Source organism: Pseudomonas sp. KH_046_2, from assembly GCF_057838985.1.
In genome coordinates this window covers 1670455-1690306 of record NZ_CM174480.1, presented here as the reverse complement: position 1 = coordinate 1690306, position 19852 = coordinate 1670455, and the positions used below count along the sequence as shown (strand labels likewise).

The following is a 19852-nucleotide window of genomic DNA, read 5'->3' as shown; positions in this document are numbered from 1 at the left end:
GGTTATGCCTCAAGATTTTTCAAGGTTGCCCAGGATGTGCCCGTGAACCCGCATGCACACCTTCAAATCCGCCTCATCGACGCCTTCGAACAGTTCGTGACGCAGTTGCGTGGCAATGGTTTCAATTTGTTCGATCAGGGGACGCGCTGGCGCGCAGAGCACGATTTTCTTCGCCCGGCGGTCTTCCAGCACTGCCTGGCGTTGCACCAGGCCCTGGCTTTCCAGGCTGTCGAGCAAACGAGCCAGGGTCGGGCCTTCGACGCCAACGCTTTGTGCCAGCTCACGCTGGGTCGGTGCTTCTTCGAAACGGGCCAGGTGCAGCAGCACCAGCCAGCGCGCCTGGGACAAGCCCATGCCCGCCAGTCGGCGGTCCAGTTCGGCACGCCAGCCACGGGACATCTGGGCCAATTGCATGCCAAAGCGGTGTTGATCGGTTAACGGCATAAAACACTCATGATTAGACTGAAATAAATAAAAACTAATTATTAGTCAGCTAAGCATGAGCCTCGACTTGAGGCAAGACTTGATCTGTAGTGAATCGTTACATCAGCACTACCGATGTCTCAAATCTCGAATTCCGACTGCAAGGCCGCCCGAACGCAGTACAACACCCCTTCCGGCACCCTGCCCGTGAACAGCGCGGCGATCTCGGAAACCGGCGGCAGCTCGCCTTCGCCGTCGAGGAAGGCGTCCTGGATTTCACCCATCAGGTCTTCAGGCAGATCCAGCGCCTGTTCCAATGACAACTGCTGCTTGCCGATCGCTTCGGCCAGCATGGTGTAGACATTCTTTTCCGAGCACTGCAACTGACCGGCGATCTGCACCGGCGTCATCCCGGCCCGCGCCAGAGTGATCAGTTCGTGACGTACGTCGGCCACCGCTTTCGGCGCCTCGACCTGGCCGCCGAGCACTTCGAGGAAGGCCTCGCCATAACGCTCGAGCTTGCGCGCGCCGACACCGCTGACCGTGGCCATTTCCGCCAGCGAGGTCGGCTGGCTGCGCAGCATCTCCAGCAAGGTCGAGTCGGGGAAGATGACGTACGGCGGCACGCCATGTTCTTCGGCGAGCTTGCGGCGCAGGGCGCGCAAGGCTTCCCATTGTTCGCGCTCCTCGCCACGGACCAGCTGGCTCGCCTGGCTCTTGCTGCTTTTCGCCACGGTTTGCGCCTTGAGATCGCGGCGCAGTTCCAGGGTCACTTCACCCTTGAGCAGCGGCCGGCAACTGTCGCTCAGGCGCAAGCCTCCATAGCCTTCATGGTCAACATCAGCCAGTCCGCGAGCCACCAACTGGCGGAACAGGGAGCGCCACTCGCCTTCAGCCCTCGCCTTGCCAACACCAAACACCGACAGGTGCTGATGGCCGAAACTGCGGACCTTTTCGTTGTCCTTGCCCAGCAATACATCCACCAGGTGCCCGACGCCGTAGCGCTGACCGGTGCGGTAGATCGCCGACAGCGCCTGACGCGCCGGCTCGGTGGCATCCCAGGTCTGCACGCCGTCGACGCAGTTGTCGCAATGACCACAGGGTTCGGGCATATCTTCGTCAAAGTAGGCCAGCAGCGTTTGCCGACGGCAGCGGGTTTCTTCACAGAGCGAGAGCATGGCGTCGAGCTTGTGCTGCTCCAGACGTTTGTGGCGCTCGTCGCCTTCGGAGTTCTGCAGCATCTGCTTGAGCATCACCACGTCTTGCAGGCCGTAGGCCATCCAGGCATCCGCCGGCAGACCATCGCGGCCGCCACGACCGGTTTCCTGGTAATAGGCCTCAAGGGATTTCGGCAAATCGAGATGCGCGACGAAGCGCACGTTGGGCTTGTCGATGCCCATGCCGAACGCCACCGTCGCGACCATGATCAGGCCTTCCTCATTGAGGAAGCGCTTCTGATTGTGGGCCCGCAGGTCGTTGGGCAGGCCGGCGTGGTACGGCAGCGCCGGGAAGCCTTGTTCACTGAGGAACGCAGCGACTTCCTCGACTTTCTTACGTGACAGGCAATACACGATGCCCGCATCGCTACGGCGCTCGGCAAGGAACGCCAGCAACTGCTTGCGCGGCTGTTCCTTGGGCACGATGCGATAAAAGATGTTCGGCCGGTCGAAGCTCGACAGGAAGCGCTCGGCGTCTTGCAGGTGCAGCCGGGTGACGATTTCTTCCCGGGTGCGCTTGTCGGCCGTGGCGGTCAGGGCGATGCGCGGCACGTCGGGGAACATTTCCGCCAGTTGGCCCAGTTGCAGGTATTCCGGGCGGAAATCGTGGCCCCATTGCGACACGCAGTGTGCTTCGTCGATGGCGAACAGGGCGATGTCCAGCCCCTGCAGGAAGGACAGCATGCGCGGCTGGACCAGACGTTCCGGCGCCAGATAGAGCATTTTCACTTCACCGCGGCGGATGCGGGCGGCCAGGTCACGCTGTTGCTCGGCGCTGAGGGTGGAGTTCAATGCGGCGGCGGCCACGCCCAGCTCTTCGAGGGTGGCGACCTGATCGTCCATCAGTGCAATCAGCGGCGAGACCACCACGGCCAGGCCTTCGCGCAAAAGTGCCGGGACCTGGAAACACAGGGACTTGCCGCCGCCGGTAGGCATCAGGACCAAGGCATCGCCGCCACTGGCCACGCGCTCAATGATTGCACCCTGGCGGCCACGGAAACTGTCGTAGCCGAAGATGTCCTTGAGGACGCGTTGAGCCTGTTCGAGCATAGAAACTCCAAAAATCACCGAATCATCCCTGCAAGGCTGGTTCAGAACACGCGACGCTGCACCGACAAATCGTAAGTGCGCATTGCATGACGCTTCACATTTCAGCCGTGACGCCAGCAGGGCATCACAAAACGCGCGAGTATACCCGAGCCCCGTCCGGCAAAGGGCACCGCTGATAAGACACCGCCCATGCAATGCCAAAACGGTGGGAGCGAGCCTGCTCGCGATGGCGACGTTGCATTCAACATCAATGGTGACTGACCCACCGCTTCGCGAGCAGGCTCGCTCCTATAGGGAATACGGTGCAAATATGCCGTGCGGCTGGCCCAAGTGCTCAAGAAGGCCTAGAATTCCCGCATCGAACATTCCCCAAGGTAGTCCTTTAATGTCCTTCGCTGAGCAACTAACCCGCCTGCAAGTCTTCCTCGACGCTGATGAACTGCATGACGAGGCGCTGGACTACGTGGCCGCCCACGGCTACCTCACCGCGCTGTCGATCTGTTCCGAAGTCGTTCCCGATCGTGAGTGGATCGATGCACTCTTCGCCGAGGAGCCGCACTACAGCGGCGAAGCCCAGCGCGAAGAGATCGAAGCCACCCTGATCGGCCTCAAGGCCCACATCGCTCGCCAACTGGCCTCCGACGAAGAATTCGAGCTGCCGTGCGACCTCGACCTGGGCGACGATCCGGATGATTCCGACCTGCGCGGCTGGTGCATCGGCTTCATGGAAGGTGTATTCCTGCGCGAAGCGGCCTGGTTCGAAAGTGCCGAAGACGAAGTCAGCGAAATGCTGCTGCCGATCATGGTCGGCTCGGGCCTATTCGACGAGCAGCCGGAGTTCGAAGACATCGCCAAAGATGCCAACCTGATGGACGACATGATCGTGCAGATCCCGGAAGCCCTGACCGCGCTGTACCTGCTGTGCAACGCGCCAGACGAAAAACCGGCGATTCTCAAGCCCCGTCACCACTAAGGTTCTGCCTATGGACAACCCCATAGGCAACCGCCCCCTGATGTTGCGCTGCGTACTGCTGGCCATCGGCTGGCTGAGCGTAGCGCTGGGGGTGATCGGGATTTTCCTGCCGGTATTGCCCACTACCCCTTTCCTGCTACTGGCGGCCGCCTGCTTCGCCCGCAGTTCCCCGCGCTTTTATCAATGGCTGGTCGAGCATCCACGGCTTGGCCCGTGGATTCGTGACTACCTCGACGGCAACGGCATCCCGCTAAAGAGCAAGGTCTACGCCATCGGCCTGATGTGGGCGAGCATCCTGCTCTCCTGCTATCTGGTAGCGCAGCCTTGGGCACAGGGCTTCATGCTGACCAGTGCGGTGCTGGTGACGGTTTATATACTGCGGCAGAAGACCCTGCAAAAAAGCCCCTGAAGCAACATCCTCGCGCCCTGCCCAACACGCCCTCACCCTGACGGCACAACCCCTACCACTCATCGAAAACCCTTCCCGACCTGTCAGATCTGACAGTAGCCACCGCATCTGCTTCAGCCTTAAATCACTCCGTCACCCTTCCCCTCGACAGGAGTTCCTCTCATGAATTCACCCCAGCCCCCCGACAACAGCATCAAACTCCTGCGTGAGCTGGGCATTCCCGGGCGTACCGTAAACCCGATCTCCACCAATCCCGATGTCTGGGGCCTGAACATCGCGGCGGTACTGGACAACTTCCCGCGCCATGGCCTGAAATGCCTGGCCGGCCCGTGGGGGGTCATGGGTCAAGGCGACCGGCTGGTAATTTTTTGGGGCCCCGGCAATCAGGTGCTGCAAAAGACCGTGGCCGCTTCAGAGGTCGACACCGAACTGCGGATGTTCGTGGAGGCACGGCACATCATTGCCGGCAACTTCAATGTCTCCTACGCCGTGACCCGTCTGGGCCAGACGGCCGAGCCCTCCGAAGTGATGAAGGTGTTCGTCAAACTCACCCGCCCCGGCGGCAAGGATGACAACGACACGCCGGGCCACTCCAAGCTGGTCATGCACATTCCCCGCGAGATCCTCGAAGGCGGCATCGATCAGGACAACGTGAGCGCTGGCGTCGACATCACCATTGACCCCTACCCGAACATTGCCCCCGGCGATGTGATCCGCCTGAGCTGGGGCGGTGTCTTTGTGCTCAGCCCACCCCTGACCCAGGATCAGGCCGACGGCAAAACGCCCATCGTCATTCATGTCGACGAGGCCACGATTCGTGACGCGGGGGACTCTGACAGCACCGGCCTGGCGGTGGTTTTCGAACTGTACGACAAGGTCGACAACCGTTCCGAGGACTGGAGTGCCGCCCAACGGGTGGTGGTCAGCATCGACACGGCGCGTCCAAATGCACCGCTGCTCAAGGAAGCGCTGAACAACGTGCTGGATGTCGACAAGCTGGGCGATGCCCTGGGTACCGGGCAAGTCATTGCCGTGGACGCCAGGTTTTTCGCGGAGGACGACACCATCTTCCTCAGGGTCAAAGGCACGCCGGTGGAAGGGGTACCGATCGACCACGAACTGCCGGGCAAGGTCCTGGGCAGCGTACCGAGCATCCTTGAAATACCGATCCCCAATGCACTGCTGCGACGCCTGGCCAAGACCCAGATGGTGCTGTCGTACCGCATCCAGAAAGACGATGGCTCGGCCGATATTCATTCCAAAGGACAGTTCATCAGCGTCATCGGGGAACTCCATCGCCTCAAGCCGCCGATCGCCGAAGACGCCTCGCAAGGGGCGCTCGATCCAGACTTGCCGCGCACCCGCATCGAAATCCCGTGGGATGCCTCGTTCGAGGCCGGCCAGGCGATCAAGCTGTTCTGGCTCGGCACCCTGCCGGATCTCACACCGCACCTGCCCGACCTGCCATTGCGACCAATCACCAATGGCGACATCTCCGCCGGCTTGCCGCTGTACATCACCGTTGACGGCGTCCATATCAAGCCACTGGAAGGCGGCACGCTGGAGCTCTATTACCAATTGCTGAGCGACGACAGCGTATTGGCGAAGCTGGATCACTACAGCGCGCTCAATGCGCTGCGCGAATCCGAACATGCATCGCTGCTCAATATTGGCGAACCACGCCTGGAGCTGCCGGAGCCAAGGGTAGACGGCGTGGTCGACAGCGTCCTCGACCCGGACCGCAACGGCACCACGCTGACCGCCACCTGGCTGAACACCTTGGCCAACGACAAGGTGACAGGAGAATGGGAGGGGTCGATAACCGGTCTGCACAGCGACTGGATCGAACTGACCACGATCACCGCCGGTAATCCGGTGCCGTTCCCCATCAGCGCCAATTTGATCAAGGGCAACGAGGGCGGCACGGTACAAGCCAGGTACTTCGTCGAACGTGCCGGGGAGAACACCCGGTATTCGCAACCACTGGACTTCAGCGTGGGCGTGGCACTGCAGCTCGACCCACCGCGAATTCAGCAAGCCGAAGCGGACGGCAAAACCTTGTTGCCGATGAACGCCGTGGAGGCGCTGACGGCCGTGGTTCCGCCGGAGGGGTTGCTGCTGACCGACCTGTTGAGCGTGACCTGGGCCGCTGTGGCCGGCAGCCATGCGGAAGCCTCTCATACCACCGAAGCCAGGCTGATCAGTGAGACGGACCTGAGCATTGCGCTGCCGGTCACGGTGCTGGCGTTCAACCTGGGCAAAACGGTGAGCGTGACGTTTACCATTACCCGTGACGGCAAGCCTGTTACGTCATTGCCGTTGAGCCTGAATGTCGGGACCTTGCCGGTCAACGTGCTGAATTCACCGATCATCATGGATGCCGACAACAATGGCCAGGGCCCTGTGTTCAACGTCGCCAACCTGACCGCCAATGCCACCTACCGCATGGGTGTCTGGCCGCTGATTGCCACTCGCCAATATGTATGGTTGGTCCTGAAGGGCACAAATGCGGATGGCACCGTCTACACCAACCAGCTACTCAAGGCACCCGGTTCGTCTGTCTATCAAGGGTGGATCGATAATAGCTACTACGAAAACGCCATCGCACTCGCGGGGTTAAAAAATCTCAAGGACGGCAGCAGCCTGACCATGGAGTTCAAGGCGGCGCTGGGCAAGAGCCAGAATGAAAGCGAAGCCGTGGTCTTCCCTGTACGGACTTATACCGTCAAGGCGCTAGTGGAGTTGAAGCCGGAGATCACCAAGGCTGAAGACTCCAAGAACGTTCTGATCCCAGAGGCTGGTTTCACGGTCGACACCACCGTCAAGCTCACCGGGGTGGCGAGCAAGGGCCAGAAGGTCCAGATCAAGGACGGTGCGACGGTCAAGGGGGAAGCCACCGCCAACACCACCAACGGCGAATGGACCCTGACCATGACCGGGTTGAGCGTGGCCGCCCACAACTTCACCGCCACCGCGTTGTACGGCAGTGGGCAAGTGTCGGCCGCACGCACACTGACGGTGGCGGTAGCAGTCAGGCCGAACATTATCTCAGTAGAAGATAATGTTGAGGGCGGTGACATCCTAAACGGAGGCATCACCATTGCGACCAATGTCACGTTGACCGGCACAGCTACGGCGGGTCTGGAGGTGGAAGTATTTGATGGCAACATGCCCTTGGGCAAGGTCATCGCCAACGGCGGCACTTGGACCAAGAACCTGTCCGGGCTGGCGTTAGGTAGCCATAGCTTTACGGCCAAAGCGCACTATGGCGACTCACCGAGCTCCACCGCCCGAGCTATTAGAGTATTAACAGGGAATGAAGATATCGTAATCACGGGCTACGCCGCAGACGGGCTAATATATCCGAATACTCCCACAGGGAACGGCTACCAGGTTTTCCATTTCGTCGACCAGCTGGACGGTTCAACCGGGATCCGATTTAGCTATTTTACTCCAGAATACGCAATAGGGATGAGCACCAGCGAGGTTGCGCTTAATTTATATAATGGCAGTTCACACCAGAGTTTTATCCGCGAGGATCGGCCCAATGGATCAATCGTCTTTCGGGCAAAGTACGCCCCTTCCTATGTATTAGCGATGACATATTCGAGACTCCGGCCCGAACTCTTCGATCCAAACGACAACAATATATATCAGAGGTTCCGGATTGAAAACCACGCAGGCAACCAATCCATACACCTATTCCACCGACCAAGAAGTGACGCATAGCATGGCGCCCTGACGAAGCTAGGCCACCGGGGCTCCAGGCTCCACCCACATGGTTCAAACGCAACCCCGAGTCCATATACGCGACGCAAAAACCATAAAGTCATGGACGGCACAAAATGGAGACAAAATCGCCGGTGCAAAAAAGGGCCTTTTTTCTCCACAAAACATAGCGGTGTAGGAATGCCGGTGTAAAGGCACGGGGAGCACTCCACCCCGTATTCAACATGCGCTCGTCCTGGGGGGAGTCCCACATTATGATGGAACGATAGCCGGAACTGTTGATACGAAGTACGGTAATCCACGATAGGCGCCTCCCCTTGAACAGGTGGCGCTTATCGCTTGCTCCCAAATCTGGATTTTTCCTATTGGCAGAAATTAATACGGAGGGTTATTGGACGGGGCAACGCTTTTCCCAAGAAAGCGAAGCCCCGTTCAATGCCCAATAGTTCTATCAGGGGGGGGCAATTCCAGTAAATAAAACAAGACGGAGACTGACATGACAGAAAACCTGATCAAAAACGGAAACTTTGAAAGCGGTACCTTTCAGTATTGGACAGTGCAGAACTTTGGTACACCGGCAAATGTCGTCCATCACAATCGCAGCTTTCAGGCGAAAATGGAGCCAGGCGAGGATACCGGGCAACTGCTCTTCACCCGTTTTAACGCCGATTCAGGCAACTTCACCGTAGAGCTTGATGCTTTTGCCCCCAATGCCAAACATCAGGAAGGTCCACCTCAGATAGAGACTCATCCAATCTTGGTTTTCTTGTTCTCGGGTTTTTCACAAGACGGCGAAATAATTCAAACTGACATTGGTCTCTGGTGGCTAACACGAGATCAGAAACATATTCAGTACACCGGCATCATGCCTCCCGACGTTGTGGACATTGAGATCAGATTTTCCTTCCCTTCCGATCCGCTGAAAGTAAAAGGCCCACTCTACATCGACAACGTGGCATGCAAGCTGATTGCGCCAGAGCAGATCCAAATGCATCGGTGGGGTCGATAGCACAAAAAAACGTTGGGTTTGAAGGCTCAACGGGATTTTTTACGGCTTCGGCGCTTAGGGATAGTCTGAATCGCCCCGGGTTCTCTAGACACTCTCCAAGCTCGCTGCGTAACGCTTTTCAGGTCCGACGCCCCCCCCCTACCACTCATCGAAAACCCACCCCAACCTGTTATTTCTGACAGTAGCCAACCCCCTCGGCCTGGAGCCCAATCGAACGATCTATTCACGTCTGAATAGCACCACATCGACGAGGGCTTTTCCATGTCGCATTTCCGCTCATTTCTGGTTCCGGTGTTCCCTGCCGCCATTTCCCCTCTCGCTCTACGCCCCTTGCTGGTTGCCGGCATGACGTATCCCGTCGTTGACGGTGACGGTGGCATCAACATCCACGCCGTCACTGACAGCCCCGAGGGGATGTTGTGCGCGGTCAATGCTTACAGCTTTCCGATGCTCGCCGGCGATACGCTGGATATCTTCTGGGGTACCGAGAAACTCGTTACCCGGGTTGTCGAGCAAGATGAAATCGACAAGACCGTGTTTTTTTTCCTGCCTGTCGAGAAGATCGTTCCCGGCTGGGTCGAGGAAGTCTATTACGTGCTGACCCGCCAGGGCGAAACCGTACCCGATGACCCGGCCGTGCCGTTGCGGTTGCTGGTGAAACTGGATCGGCCGGCCGGGCGCGACAAGGACCCACATTTGCCGGGTCATTCAGAACTGCATATTGCGCAACTGCCGGAGGATGTCATCCAGAATGGCGTGGATGCCGAATGGGCAGCAAAGGGGGTGCCCATGACCATCGGCGTGTACCCGAACATCACCGTGCGCGATGTGATTCAGGTGAAATGGGGCAGCGCTTATCTGACACCTCACGTTGTCACGGCGGCACAAGCTGATGGCTCTGTGCCTATCGTGATCACCGCCACGCAGGCCGACATACTGGCGGGCGGCGACAGCACAGCACTGTTGGTGCAATACGAGGTCCACGACGAAGTCTGGAACTTCTCCGAACAATGGTCGCAATCCACCCATGTGCGTGTGGAGGCAGGCGCCTGGCGCCTGGATGCGCCGATCATCAAGGAGTCGGTCAACGGCGTGATCGACCTCAAGCAACTGAACCAGCAAGACGTGACAGTACAAGTCCTGGTCCAGGGCCCCGATTTCGACATCGACGATACGGTCAGGATGACCTGGATCGGCACGCCGCTCACCGGCAACCCGCTGATTCACACCGAATCATGGATCGTGGACAACATCCCGAGTGTCAGGGAGTTCAAGGTGACTTACGCTGACGTGCGCGCCATCGCCATGGGCTCGGCCGACGCCTCCTACGTCCTGACCAAACTCAATGGCGATCCACCGCTCTCCTCCAAACGCGCCTTCGCCAGCGTGGTCGGCGATGTGTATGCGCATCCGGCGCCGACGATCCGGGAATTGGTCGGCAACCTCCTCGAACCCGACAACGGCGTGGCCACCGTCGATATCACTTACCCTGGGATGACCAACGGCGACTTCATCAACCTGAGATGGCTCGGCACCCGATCCAATGGCCTGCCCTATGTCCATGACGAGGAGTACACCGTCAGCCAGGGGGATGCGGATCGCAAGAAGATTACGATTTACGTGCCGGGTGAACACATCGCCGTGCTGACTGACGGCAGGCTTGATTTGTCTTATGTGGTGTCCAACGATCAGGCAGCCATTTACGGGGTCAGAGAATCCGAGCACCTGCTGGTCGACGTCAAGGCCATCCGGGCCACGCTGCCGGCGCCCAAGGTGGTGGAGGCCGATGACGATGTGCTGGACCCGTCAAAAATTTTCGATAACGCCACGGTGCTGGTCGAATACCTGGGGACGGTCAAAGACGACATTCTGACGTATTACTGGACCAGCCCTAACCCCTTCGCCAGCACCAGTGACTGGTTGCCGATTACCACTTTAACAGCGGGTAAGCCCGTGCACTTCCGGGTGGATGCCGCCTATGTCACCGCCAATGTCGGGCGTTATGTGAAAGTGCGCTACACCTTGAAACACGCCGCCACCGGCTTGTACAGCTACTCCAACACCCTGAACCTGATGATCGGCTACCTGGTGGGTGAGTTGCCTGCACCCGACGTGATTCAGGCTCAAGGCGAAGCCCCCAATGTCAGCCTCAATCCCATGCATGCCATTAGCGGCGTCGATATCGACGCCGGCTATGCCAGCATGGATCCGACACTGGATGTCATCACACTGAAGTGGCTTGGAGTACCAGGAGCAGGTACCTCCGAAGATCTTGAGCTTCCTGGGCACGGGAGTAAAAAAGTGCGGTTTCATCTGGCTCCCTCGTTTGTCGGCGCCAACATCAACAAGATGGTGAGCGTCGGTTATGACGTCAAACGTTATGGTTTCGCGTCACCGTCAGAGACACAGGCCTTGAGAGTCCTGACTTTTCAAAATCCCGAGGACGAGCTTCCGCGCCCACAAGTGCCCCAGGCCTCCAATGGCATCCTTGACCTGATGACCTTTACCGGCGACGCCAGAGTCACTGTCGATAAATGGCCATTTATCGCGCTCAAGCAACGCGTCTGGCTAAGGCTGCAAGGCAAGACCGTTTCGGGGGTGACTCACACGATTGAACTGCTCAACGGTACGGAGATCACGCCGACACAACTGGCCAACGGCCTCAATGAAACCCTCCTCAGATCCGAACTGCTGAAACTGGGCCATGCTTCACCGGCGACCGTGATCTGCAAGGTAGCCTTCGATGGCGATTCGCAGGAAAGCGCGGCCATCGAGTTTCCGTTGCTAGAACTGACCGTCAAAACTCGCTACGACTACCTGACGCCAGTGATCACTGATGTGATTGACTCAACAGGCCCGGTTGCGGAGGGTGGAATCACGTTCGATAAGGAAGTGACCGTTGAAGGCACGGCGACCCGTGGTGAAAGCGTTGAGTTGTTTGATGGCTCCACTTCAAAAGGTGAGGCCGACGTCGGTGCCGATGGCATTTGGAAAAAACTGCTGACCGGTCTGGAGGTGAAGGACTACCACATTGTCGCGCGCGCCAAATATGCCGCCGACCCTGTGGACAGCCTGCTTCGGGCTTTTGCTGTGGCCGAGACCATTACCCCAACCATCGACAATGTCTCCGACTCCAAAGGCACCGTCGTCCCCGGCGGCATCACCTTTGATCGCAGCGTCACCGTCACCGGCAAGGCCAGTCCCAATCAATGGATCCGGCTTCTTGATGACGCAACGTCGCTCGGTGAAGCTCAAGCCAACGCCAGCGGTGACTGGAGCCAGGTGCTCAATTCATTGACCGTCAAGGCCTACAGCCTCAAGGCACTGGCGCTGTATGGCGATGGACCGGAGTCCCCACTGCGCGCCTTTACCGTGGCCGAGACCATTGTCCCGACCATCACCAATGTCACCGACTCCAAAGGCACCGTCGCGCCGGGTGGCACCACCTTTGATCGCAGCGTCACCGTCACCGGCAAGGCCAGCCCCAATCAAAAAGTCCGGCTCCTCGATGGCGCAACATCGCTCGGTGAGCCTCAAGCCAATGCCAGCGGTGACTGGAGCCTGGTGCTCAATTCATTGGCCGTCAAGGCCTACAGCCTCAAGGCACTGGCGCTGTATGGCGATGGACCGGAGTCCCCACTGCGCGCCTTTACCGTGGCCGAGACCATCAGCCCGACTATCACTAATGTCACCGACTCCAAAGGCAGCGTCGCCCCCGGTGGCATCACCTTTGATCGCAGCGTCACCGTCACCGGCAAGTCCAGCCCCAATCAAAAAGTCCGGCTCCTCGATGGCGCAACATCGCTCGGTGAGCCTCAAGCCAATGCCAGCGGTGACTGGAGCCAGGTGCTCAATTCATTGACCGTCAAGGCCTACAGCCTCAAGGCACTGGCGCTGTATGGCGATGGACCGGAGTCCCCACTGCGCGCCTTTACCGTGGCCGAGACCATTGTCCCGACTATCACTAATGTCACCGACTCCAAAGGTACCGTCGCCCCCGGTGGCATCACCTTTGATCGCAGCGTCACCGTCACCGGCAAGTCCAGCCCCAATCAAAAAGTCCGGCTCCTCGATGGCGCAACATCGCTCGGTGAGCCTCAAGCCAATGCCAGCGGTGACTGGAGCCAGGTGCTCAATTCATTGACCGTCAAGGCCTACAGCCTCAAGGCACTGGCGCTGTATGGCGATGGACCGGAGTCCCCACTGCGCGCCTTTACCGTGGCCTCCGCCGATACACCGGTAATCACCAATGTCACCGACTCCAAAGGCAGCGTCGCGCCGGGTGGCACCACCTTTGATCGCAGCGTCACCGTCACCGGCAAGGCCAGCCCCAATCAAAAAGTCCGGCTCCTCGATGGCGCAACATCGCTCGGTGAGCCTCAAGCCAATGCCAGCGGTGACTGGAGCCAGGTGCTCAATTCATTGACCGTCAAGGCCTACAGCCTCAAGGCACTGGCGCTGTATGGCGATGGACCGGAGTCCCCACTGCGCGCCTTTACCGTGGCCGAGACCATTGTCCCGACCATCACCAATGTCACCGACTCCAAAGGCACCGTCGCCCCCGGTGGCATCACCTTTGATCGCAGCGTCACCGTCACCGGCAAGGCCAGCCCCAATCAAAAAGTCCGGCTCCTCGATGGCGCAACATCGCTCGGTGAGCCTCAAGCCAATGCCAGCGGTGACTGGAGCCAGGTGCTCAATTCATTGACCGTCAAGGCCTACAGCCTCAAGGCACTGGCGCTGTATGGCGATGGACCGGAGTCCCCACTGCGCGCCTTTACCGTGGCCGAGACCATTGTCCCGACCATCACCAATGTCACCGACTCCAAAGGCACCGTCGCCCCCGGTGGCATCACCTTTGATCGCAGCGTCACCGTCACCGGCAAGGCCAGCCCCAATCAAAAAGTCCGGCTCCTCGATGGCGCAACATCGCTCGGTGAGCCTCAAGCCAATGCCAGCGGTGACTGGAGCCAGGTGCTCAATTCATTGACCGTCAAGGCCTACAGCCTCAAGGCACTGGCGCTGTATGGCGATGGACCGGAGTCCCCACTACGCGCCTTTACCGTGGCCGAGACCATTGCCCCGACCATCACCAATGTCACCGACTCCAAAGGCACCGTCGCCCCCGGTGGCATCACCTTTGATCGCAGCGTCACCGTCACCGGCAAGGCCAGCCCCAATCAAAAAGTCCGGCTCCTCGATGGCGCAACATCGCTCGGTGAGCCTCAAGCCAATGCCAGCGGTGACTGGAGCCAGGTGCTCAATTCATTGACCGTCAAGGCCTACAGCCTCAAGGCACTGGCGCTGTATGGCGATGGACCGGAGTCCCCACTGCGCGCCTTTTCCGTGGCCGAGACCATTGTCCCGACCATCACCAATGTCACCGACTCCAAAGGCACCGTCGCGCCGGGTGGCACCACCTTTGATCGCAGCGTCACCGTCACCGGCAAGGCCAGCCCCAATCAAAAAGTCCGACTCCTCGATGGCGCAACATCGCTCGGTGAGCCTCAAGCCAATGCCAGCGGTGACTGGAACCAGGTGCTCAATTCATTGACCGTCAAGGCCTACAGCCTCAAGGCACTGGCACTGTACGGCAACGGCCAGGTGTCTGCGCCTCGTAATTTTGCGGTAGCGGCCCATATAGCCCCGACAATCACGTCCGTCAGGGATTCCCGAGGCGAGTTGACAAATGGAGGAAGTACCACTGATACGACCGTGAGCCTTCAAGGGAAAGTCACGCCCAACCATGAGGTTCAGATCCACGACAACAACGTGCCCAAACACACGGTGCGAGCCGTGGGCGAAACCTGGAATACCACCCTGTCCGTGGCCCTGGGCTCACACAGCATCACGGCGAAAGCGGTCAGCACCGGGCAGTTTTCCAATGCCCGCGGTTTTACCGTCAACACGGCGACCCCGCCGTTAATCATTGCCCCTGGTCAGGTCACGTTGTCTGCGTGGATTTTCAGAAGTGACTACACGCCCACCAATCCACCCGCGGGTGCCTTCGTCGACCGAACCGCGAGCGGCGGTGTTCCGCCCTATCGCTATGCGTCGAGCAATCCTGCGGTGGCCGAGGTGAATGCTTCCACCGGACGGGTGATTTCCAAAGGCAATGGCAGCGCTACGATCACGGTGAGAGATAGCGCAAATCAGACCGCCTCGTATCCGGTATCGGTGTCGAATGTGCACCGAATTTTCGGAACCGGCGCTTTCAATACTTACACGCAATGTAGTAACGCTGCCGCGAGTCAAGGTGGGCGCATCCCGTCACTGGCAGAATGGAACTCATACCGAAACATCTACACCGGGGTGCCAACCGAAGCGGCTTGGTGCTGGGCCGCCGATCAGGCCGGCATCGGCAAGCGGTGGGCGATCTATCCGGCAACCGGGCAAACTCAACCACTTAGGGATTTCGGATTCGGAGGTGATACGGCAAATGGTTATGGCATAAGAAACGGCTAACGCAATAAGCAGATGAAAAAACGCCCCTCATGAATCATGAGGGGCGTTTTTTAAACTCCGATAAGTGCTCGAGATTAAAAATCCAAACGCCCCCCCACATTCACCCCATACGGCTGTTCGATGTTCTCACCGTTGCTGTAATCGAAATCGACATGCACTTGCACGTCCTTGGTCACCGCCAGTGCAATACCCGCCCCCAGCAACCCGCGGGTGCCGGACAAATCGTTGTTGAACTGGTTGTCGTGGTTGACGGTGACCCGGTTGTTGTTGATGAACTCTTGCTGCACGGCGGCACGCACATAAGGTTGCGCGATCATGCCGTTGTCCATGTTGAAGGTACGGCCGGCGGTGGCACCGGCTTCGCCGAGAATCGAGCGTGCACGATCACCGTCGGCGTGCATGCCGTTGTCCAGGTCATAGTCGCTGCCTTGAATCACCGCGGTCGACAGTTTCGCGTACGGCTCGACGAAGTAGCCCTGATCCAGCTTGATGTTGCGCCCGAACTCGGCGGAAGCACTGATGCCGGAGTTGCGGTAATCGCCCTTGGAGCGGGTGCCGTCACTCATGCTGACTTTGGCGTCATTGTGAAAGCGGTTGAACTTGAGCGTGGCGTCGAAGTAGTAGCCCGTCTCGGCGTCCAGCCAGGTCACGTACGGCCCCAGGTAGTAGCTGTTGATGGTCCCGGAGGTGCCCTGCTCGACGTTCAGGTCGGAATCACTGTAACCGGTCATGACACCTGCCAGCCACTGGCTCTCGCCCAAACGCACATCCGCTCCCAGGGAGAGGCCTTGCTGGGTCTGCTGATAGGCCACGCCGGAACCGGAAGTGATGTTGTATTTGTTGCCGTAGCCGCGCATCCAGAAGCCGGTTTTACCGCCGTTGAAACGCAGTTCGCCCATGCGGCTGCGCAGCGATGCATTCTCGGCATACAGGATGGTGACCGGTGCATTGAACAAGGCCAGCACCGAGCGCGCGCCGGGGCTGACGGTTTTGGTGGTCGGGTCGAGGAACCATTCAGTCTCCCCTGCCCCCGTGCTGCGCTGGGCCAGGTCGTAGGACCAGGTGCCCACGTCGACCGGGCCACCTTCGAGCGAGAATTTCGCATCGCCCGCCGCGGTGTGCACCAGGGTCAAGGCCTGCGGCGATGCCGCGTCCAGCCCGGAGGCGGCCACGGCCAGGCCGAAGTCGCCCGTTGCCACGCCGGTAACGTTGAGGAAGTCGTGGTTGCCGGTGGCGAAGTCACCTTTCATGGCGAACACACCGTTGCCCGCCAGTGTCCCGACATTCAATTGATAGTAAGTAGCCGGGGCTCCCGCCGCGCCAAAACTGACACGACCATCGTTCATGGCCAGCGTGCCAATGCTGTCGTTGCCGGTGAGTGTCCAGTTCGAACCGCTGTTGATGGTTACACCGTTGGCCTTGTCGAGGCGGCCGGTGAGTGTCGAACCGTTTTGCAGGGTGACATTGGCCGTCGAGGCATCATCGACCTTCACCACATCGCCAACCATGTGACCGGCATCGAACGTCAGGTTCGCGGTGCTCCCACCGTCGACGCTCACGTTGCCTTGCAGGGTGCTGTTGGCCACTTTCAAAGCGGCCGTGGAGGCCCCTTTTATCATCAGAAGTTGGTTGTCTTTCCCTTGCAGCGTGGAATTGTTCAGCACTTCGATATTCGCGCTGATACCGGTATCCACCACAATCGCCGCGCCGTTACGGCCTTCCACGCTGGCATTGTCCAGCACCAGTGAATTGTTGCCCAGGCGAGACGGGTCGCTGGCCATGCGAACTCCCGCCGCGTCACCGCTGATGCGAGTACCCGACGTTGCGCGCACATCACCACCGAGGAGATTCAGGCCAATGCTGTTGGCGCCTGTTCCGGTGACTTCGGTATTGATGAGCGTAAGAGTACTCAAGCCTGTGACTTGAGCCCCGGCGTCACCCCCGCGGTAAAAACCGCCTGTGGCCGTTACCGTCGAACCTTGCGTCGAGGAACTCAGCCGATTGACCGACAGAGCCAGGGTATCGCTGGTGACGTTGGCCTGGTTGAGCGTCCCTTGGCTATTGGTAATGGTGACCCCTTCGATACCGCTTCTCGCAGTAATGGTCGCGCCATTGATGTTCAGTGTCGACCCGCCGGTCGCGGTAATCTCATTGGTATTGGCGCCTGTGGCGTTGAGCACGCCGTTGTTGCGCACCAGGTAGTCAATGGTTGGCGTCGTTGCATCGATGTCCAGCGTGGTGTTATCGACGATGGTCGCTGCCAATGCGGCAGGGCTCAGAAAAAAAAATGCCGGTATGGCTACCAGCATTTGGAATGGGCCTGCGAAGGCAGGTTTGTGCGACTTGCTATTACTGATCTTCATAAAATGGCTCCGATTGTTCAAGGCCTCGCGTCTTCCATGAAACAGAGCAAAAGACTAAGAGAGCGCAGACAATACCCAGTACATGCAGGCACGAATGTAGGAGTAATCCTTTTTTTAACCACGAGTAATTCCAGGTTTCATTCCGTAAGCCTCGACACCAGAGACGCGCTCAACGAAAGACACCCGAAAGCGGAAGGCGCATTACGCGCCTCCCGCCGGATACTCAAATCGGCTTAACGTCGAGTGATTTTGCAAGTGCCTCCATCACCCGGATCAATCAAGTAAACCCTTACCAGATGTGGTTCGGACGGTACTGGGCGGCCGTCGACAACAGCAGTGTATCTAATGTCCCCATAGCCATTTTCGGTTGCCAAAATTGGGGCATAAGGGATTTTCACGATAAAACCATTGACTGCTTCTTGAGCGGTGGGTTTATACGGAACATCAATGGCCGTGCCAGGTTTCACCGTACCTGAATTGTCGGTATAACCCTGATATTTAAAAACCAGGTCCTGGTCTGCAAGTTGAGGTTCGCCACCTGGCACCAGTACTTCGACAACGGTGCCTTTCACAGCATCCTGACGCAATGAACCGCAGTTCAACCAGTCAGGAAAGTCCGGGTCAAGGTTTTGAAACTTCGCCTCTGGAACAACACCGGGAACAATTTCGACATCAACGTCTTGATCAGGGGAGATGTCTTTGTTGTCGTTCACATCCGGGTGTCCGATTTCGTAGTTTACAAGAATTGGATTTCCGTTCCCCCCGTCGGCGACAACACTCCAGTCAATGCTCCAGTCAATTGTGGCTGGAGGCACCGGAGTCCCGACCACCCTAAATACACCGCCATTGGCTTCCGGTACGGGAACACCCTTCCAGACAAGTTGAACCACGTCGTTAGCTTTCGCCCCGTCGTAAATGACAACCGATACATCGACGTCCTGGTCCTTGTCAGCTTCTGTCAACACGTTTGGACCATTACCGCCCTTCCCCTGAACCGTCACCAGAGCAAGGTCCGGGTTAACAGGGTCTGGTTTACTAGGATCAATCCCGCCACCCGGTTTCCTCATGTCCACTTTGACATCCACAGACAGTGGAGTTAACGGAAAACGAAGCGTGCCGCGCTGGACTTGATACTCAACTTTGACCGTTTTTTCACCCGCGTCACCATTGAAGACATCTCTGAACGGTACATCCACGTAAACGGGGAATCCGACAATGGTTTTGGCTACTTGCGGGATACCGTCCCAATTCACCAGCAATTGATCGCTATTCACAAAGTTTGTGTATTCATCCTTGATCCCTACACCTACCGGGGTCTGGGCATCCGCCAGGTCGATCAGGCCGTCGTCGTACAGCGGAATATCCGGCGGCAACAAACCTACTGGCGGGTCGGTCAGCGTGACATTCAGTTGTTTGAATAGAGAAACTCCACTTTGAAAGCCTTTGCGGTTGCTGATGTAGTAAAAGATTGCATGTTGCCCTTCCTTGTCCCCCACCACGCTGGCAGTCAACTTGTCGGAGGTTACCGGAACACCGGTGTCGGTCCGCCTAATCTCATCAAACTTGCGAGAAGTTGGCAATGCATCACCAAAATAGAGTTCGATGACATCGCCGATTTTTCTACCTGCATACTCAGGTACGGCTACCGGAACAAAACCATTGTCGTCCAGGTACTTCTTGGTAATACCGTCACGGTCCACCTCCGCTGGAACCGTTACCACCCCATTGGTTTCTGGGTGGTGCGTATCAACATTAATGATCAGTGGTGTCACGTCAGTGGGGTTACCACCTTGCGCCAGGTAGTAACCTAATTCATGGGTTCCGGCTTGATTGCTCAAATTCTCCGGCAAATTCAGATCAATTTTGACAATCCCGGAGTCCAGCGGTGTAGTGTACCTATAAATATTTCCCACCCGACTTCCATTCCAGGTCAGTTGAATGATTCCTGGAATACCGTTCGGATCGTCCGCAACGGCGGGCCTTGGCACTTCAACCTTGAGTGCCACCCCTTGATAGATGCGATGCAATTGATTAGGCAGATCATCAGGGGTGTCCGGCAACAATGGATTATCGGCATGCAGGCTGGGTGGATCCGCGACAACTTTTGGGCTTGCGAGGCGAATCTTTTGATAATCCAACCGGCTTTGTTTTGCGGACGTAATTTTTTCTAAACTTGACATAGCTCAACTCCTACTCAATAAACGGGCTTTACCT

At 58.2% G+C, this 19852-nt stretch carries 9 protein-coding genes; 5 read left to right on the top strand and 4 right to left on the bottom strand.

The features are described 5' to 3' along the window. Positions 1 to 9 precede the first annotated feature (9 nt). Both AC3IX1_RS07625 and recQ read right to left on the bottom strand, forming a co-directional pair. The gene (locus AC3IX1_RS07625) at positions 10 to 444 is read right to left on the bottom strand and encodes a MarR family transcriptional regulator (RefSeq protein WP_007984163.1); all 435 of its coding nucleotides are present in this window, start codon (positions 442 to 444) and stop codon (positions 10 to 12) included. A 119-nt stretch (positions 445 to 563) separates the two neighbouring features. After that, positions 564 to 2690, bottom strand: coding sequence for a DNA helicase RecQ (gene recQ / locus AC3IX1_RS07620; RefSeq protein ID WP_489387721.1), 2127 nt, complete (start codon positions 2688 to 2690; stop codon positions 564 to 566). A gap of 385 nt (positions 2691 to 3075) precedes the next feature. Here recQ and AC3IX1_RS07615 point away from each other — a divergent pair, with 385 nt between their 5' ends. The 5 genes from AC3IX1_RS07615 (at position 3076) to AC3IX1_RS07595 (ending at position 15275) form a co-directional block, all read left to right on the top strand. After that, positions 3076 to 3663 carry a UPF0149 family protein gene (locus AC3IX1_RS07615; RefSeq protein ID WP_489387720.1) on the top strand — a complete coding sequence of 196 codons (588 nt, stop codon included), beginning with the start codon at positions 3076 to 3078 and terminating at the stop codon, positions 3661 to 3663. A 10-nt stretch (positions 3664 to 3673) separates the two neighbouring features. After that, positions 3674 to 4072 carry a YbaN family protein gene (locus AC3IX1_RS07610; RefSeq protein ID WP_489387719.1) on the top strand — a complete coding sequence of 133 codons (399 nt, stop codon included), beginning with the start codon at positions 3674 to 3676 and terminating at the stop codon, positions 4070 to 4072. 162 nt (positions 4073 to 4234) lie between these two features. After that, positions 4235 to 7801: a hypothetical protein gene (locus AC3IX1_RS07605; protein ID WP_489387718.1), complete on the top strand. Its 3567-nt coding sequence runs from the start codon at positions 4235 to 4237 to the stop codon at positions 7799 to 7801. A gap of 496 nt (positions 7802 to 8297) precedes the next feature. Then, positions 8298 to 8810 (top strand): cupin domain-containing protein, encoded by a 513-nt coding sequence (locus tag AC3IX1_RS07600; protein WP_489387717.1) that lies wholly within the window; start codon positions 8298 to 8300, stop codon positions 8808 to 8810. A gap of 261 nt (positions 8811 to 9071) precedes the next feature. Further along, positions 9072 to 15275 (top strand): immunoglobulin-like domain-containing protein, encoded by a 6204-nt coding sequence (locus AC3IX1_RS07595; protein ID WP_489387716.1) that lies wholly within the window; start codon positions 9072 to 9074, stop codon positions 15273 to 15275. 74 nt (positions 15276 to 15349) lie between these two features. On the opposite strand, the gene AC3IX1_RS07590 is transcribed toward AC3IX1_RS07595, so the two are convergent. Beyond that, positions 15350 to 17638: an autotransporter outer membrane beta-barrel domain-containing protein gene (locus AC3IX1_RS07590; protein WP_489387715.1), complete on the bottom strand. Its 2289-nt coding sequence runs from the start codon at positions 17636 to 17638 to the stop codon at positions 15350 to 15352. 233 nt (positions 17639 to 17871) lie between these two features. Beyond that, positions 17872 to 19818, bottom strand: a complete 1947-nt coding sequence (locus tag AC3IX1_RS07585) for a hypothetical protein (protein WP_489387714.1) — start codon at positions 19816 to 19818, stop codon at positions 17872 to 17874. Between the last annotated feature and the right edge of the window lie 34 nt (positions 19819 to 19852).

Bases quoted from the DNA above. Each gene is read 5' to 3' on its own strand.
- AC3IX1_RS07625 (WP_007984163.1), bottom strand. From the start codon at position 444: ATGCCGTTAACCGATCAACACCGCTTTGGCATGCAATTGGCCCAGATG.
- recQ (WP_489387721.1), bottom strand. From the start codon at position 2,690: ATGCTCGAACAGGCTCAACGCGTCCTCAAGGACATCTTCGGCTACGAC.
- AC3IX1_RS07615 (WP_489387720.1), top strand. From the start codon at position 3,076: ATGTCCTTCGCTGAGCAACTAACCCGCCTGCAAGTCTTCCTCGACGCT.
- AC3IX1_RS07610 (WP_489387719.1), top strand. From the start codon at position 3,674: ATGGACAACCCCATAGGCAACCGCCCCCTGATGTTGCGCTGCGTACTG.
- AC3IX1_RS07605 (WP_489387718.1), top strand. From the start codon at position 4,235: ATGAATTCACCCCAGCCCCCCGACAACAGCATCAAACTCCTGCGTGAG.
- AC3IX1_RS07600 (WP_489387717.1), top strand. From the start codon at position 8,298: ATGACAGAAAACCTGATCAAAAACGGAAACTTTGAAAGCGGTACCTTT.
- AC3IX1_RS07595 (WP_489387716.1), top strand. From the start codon at position 9,072: ATGTCGCATTTCCGCTCATTTCTGGTTCCGGTGTTCCCTGCCGCCATT.
- AC3IX1_RS07590 (WP_489387715.1), bottom strand. From the start codon at position 17,638: ATGAAGATCAGTAATAGCAAGTCGCACAAACCTGCCTTCGCAGGCCCA.
- AC3IX1_RS07585 (WP_489387714.1), bottom strand. From the start codon at position 19,818: ATGTCAAGTTTAGAAAAAATTACGTCCGCAAAACAAAGCCGGTTGGAT.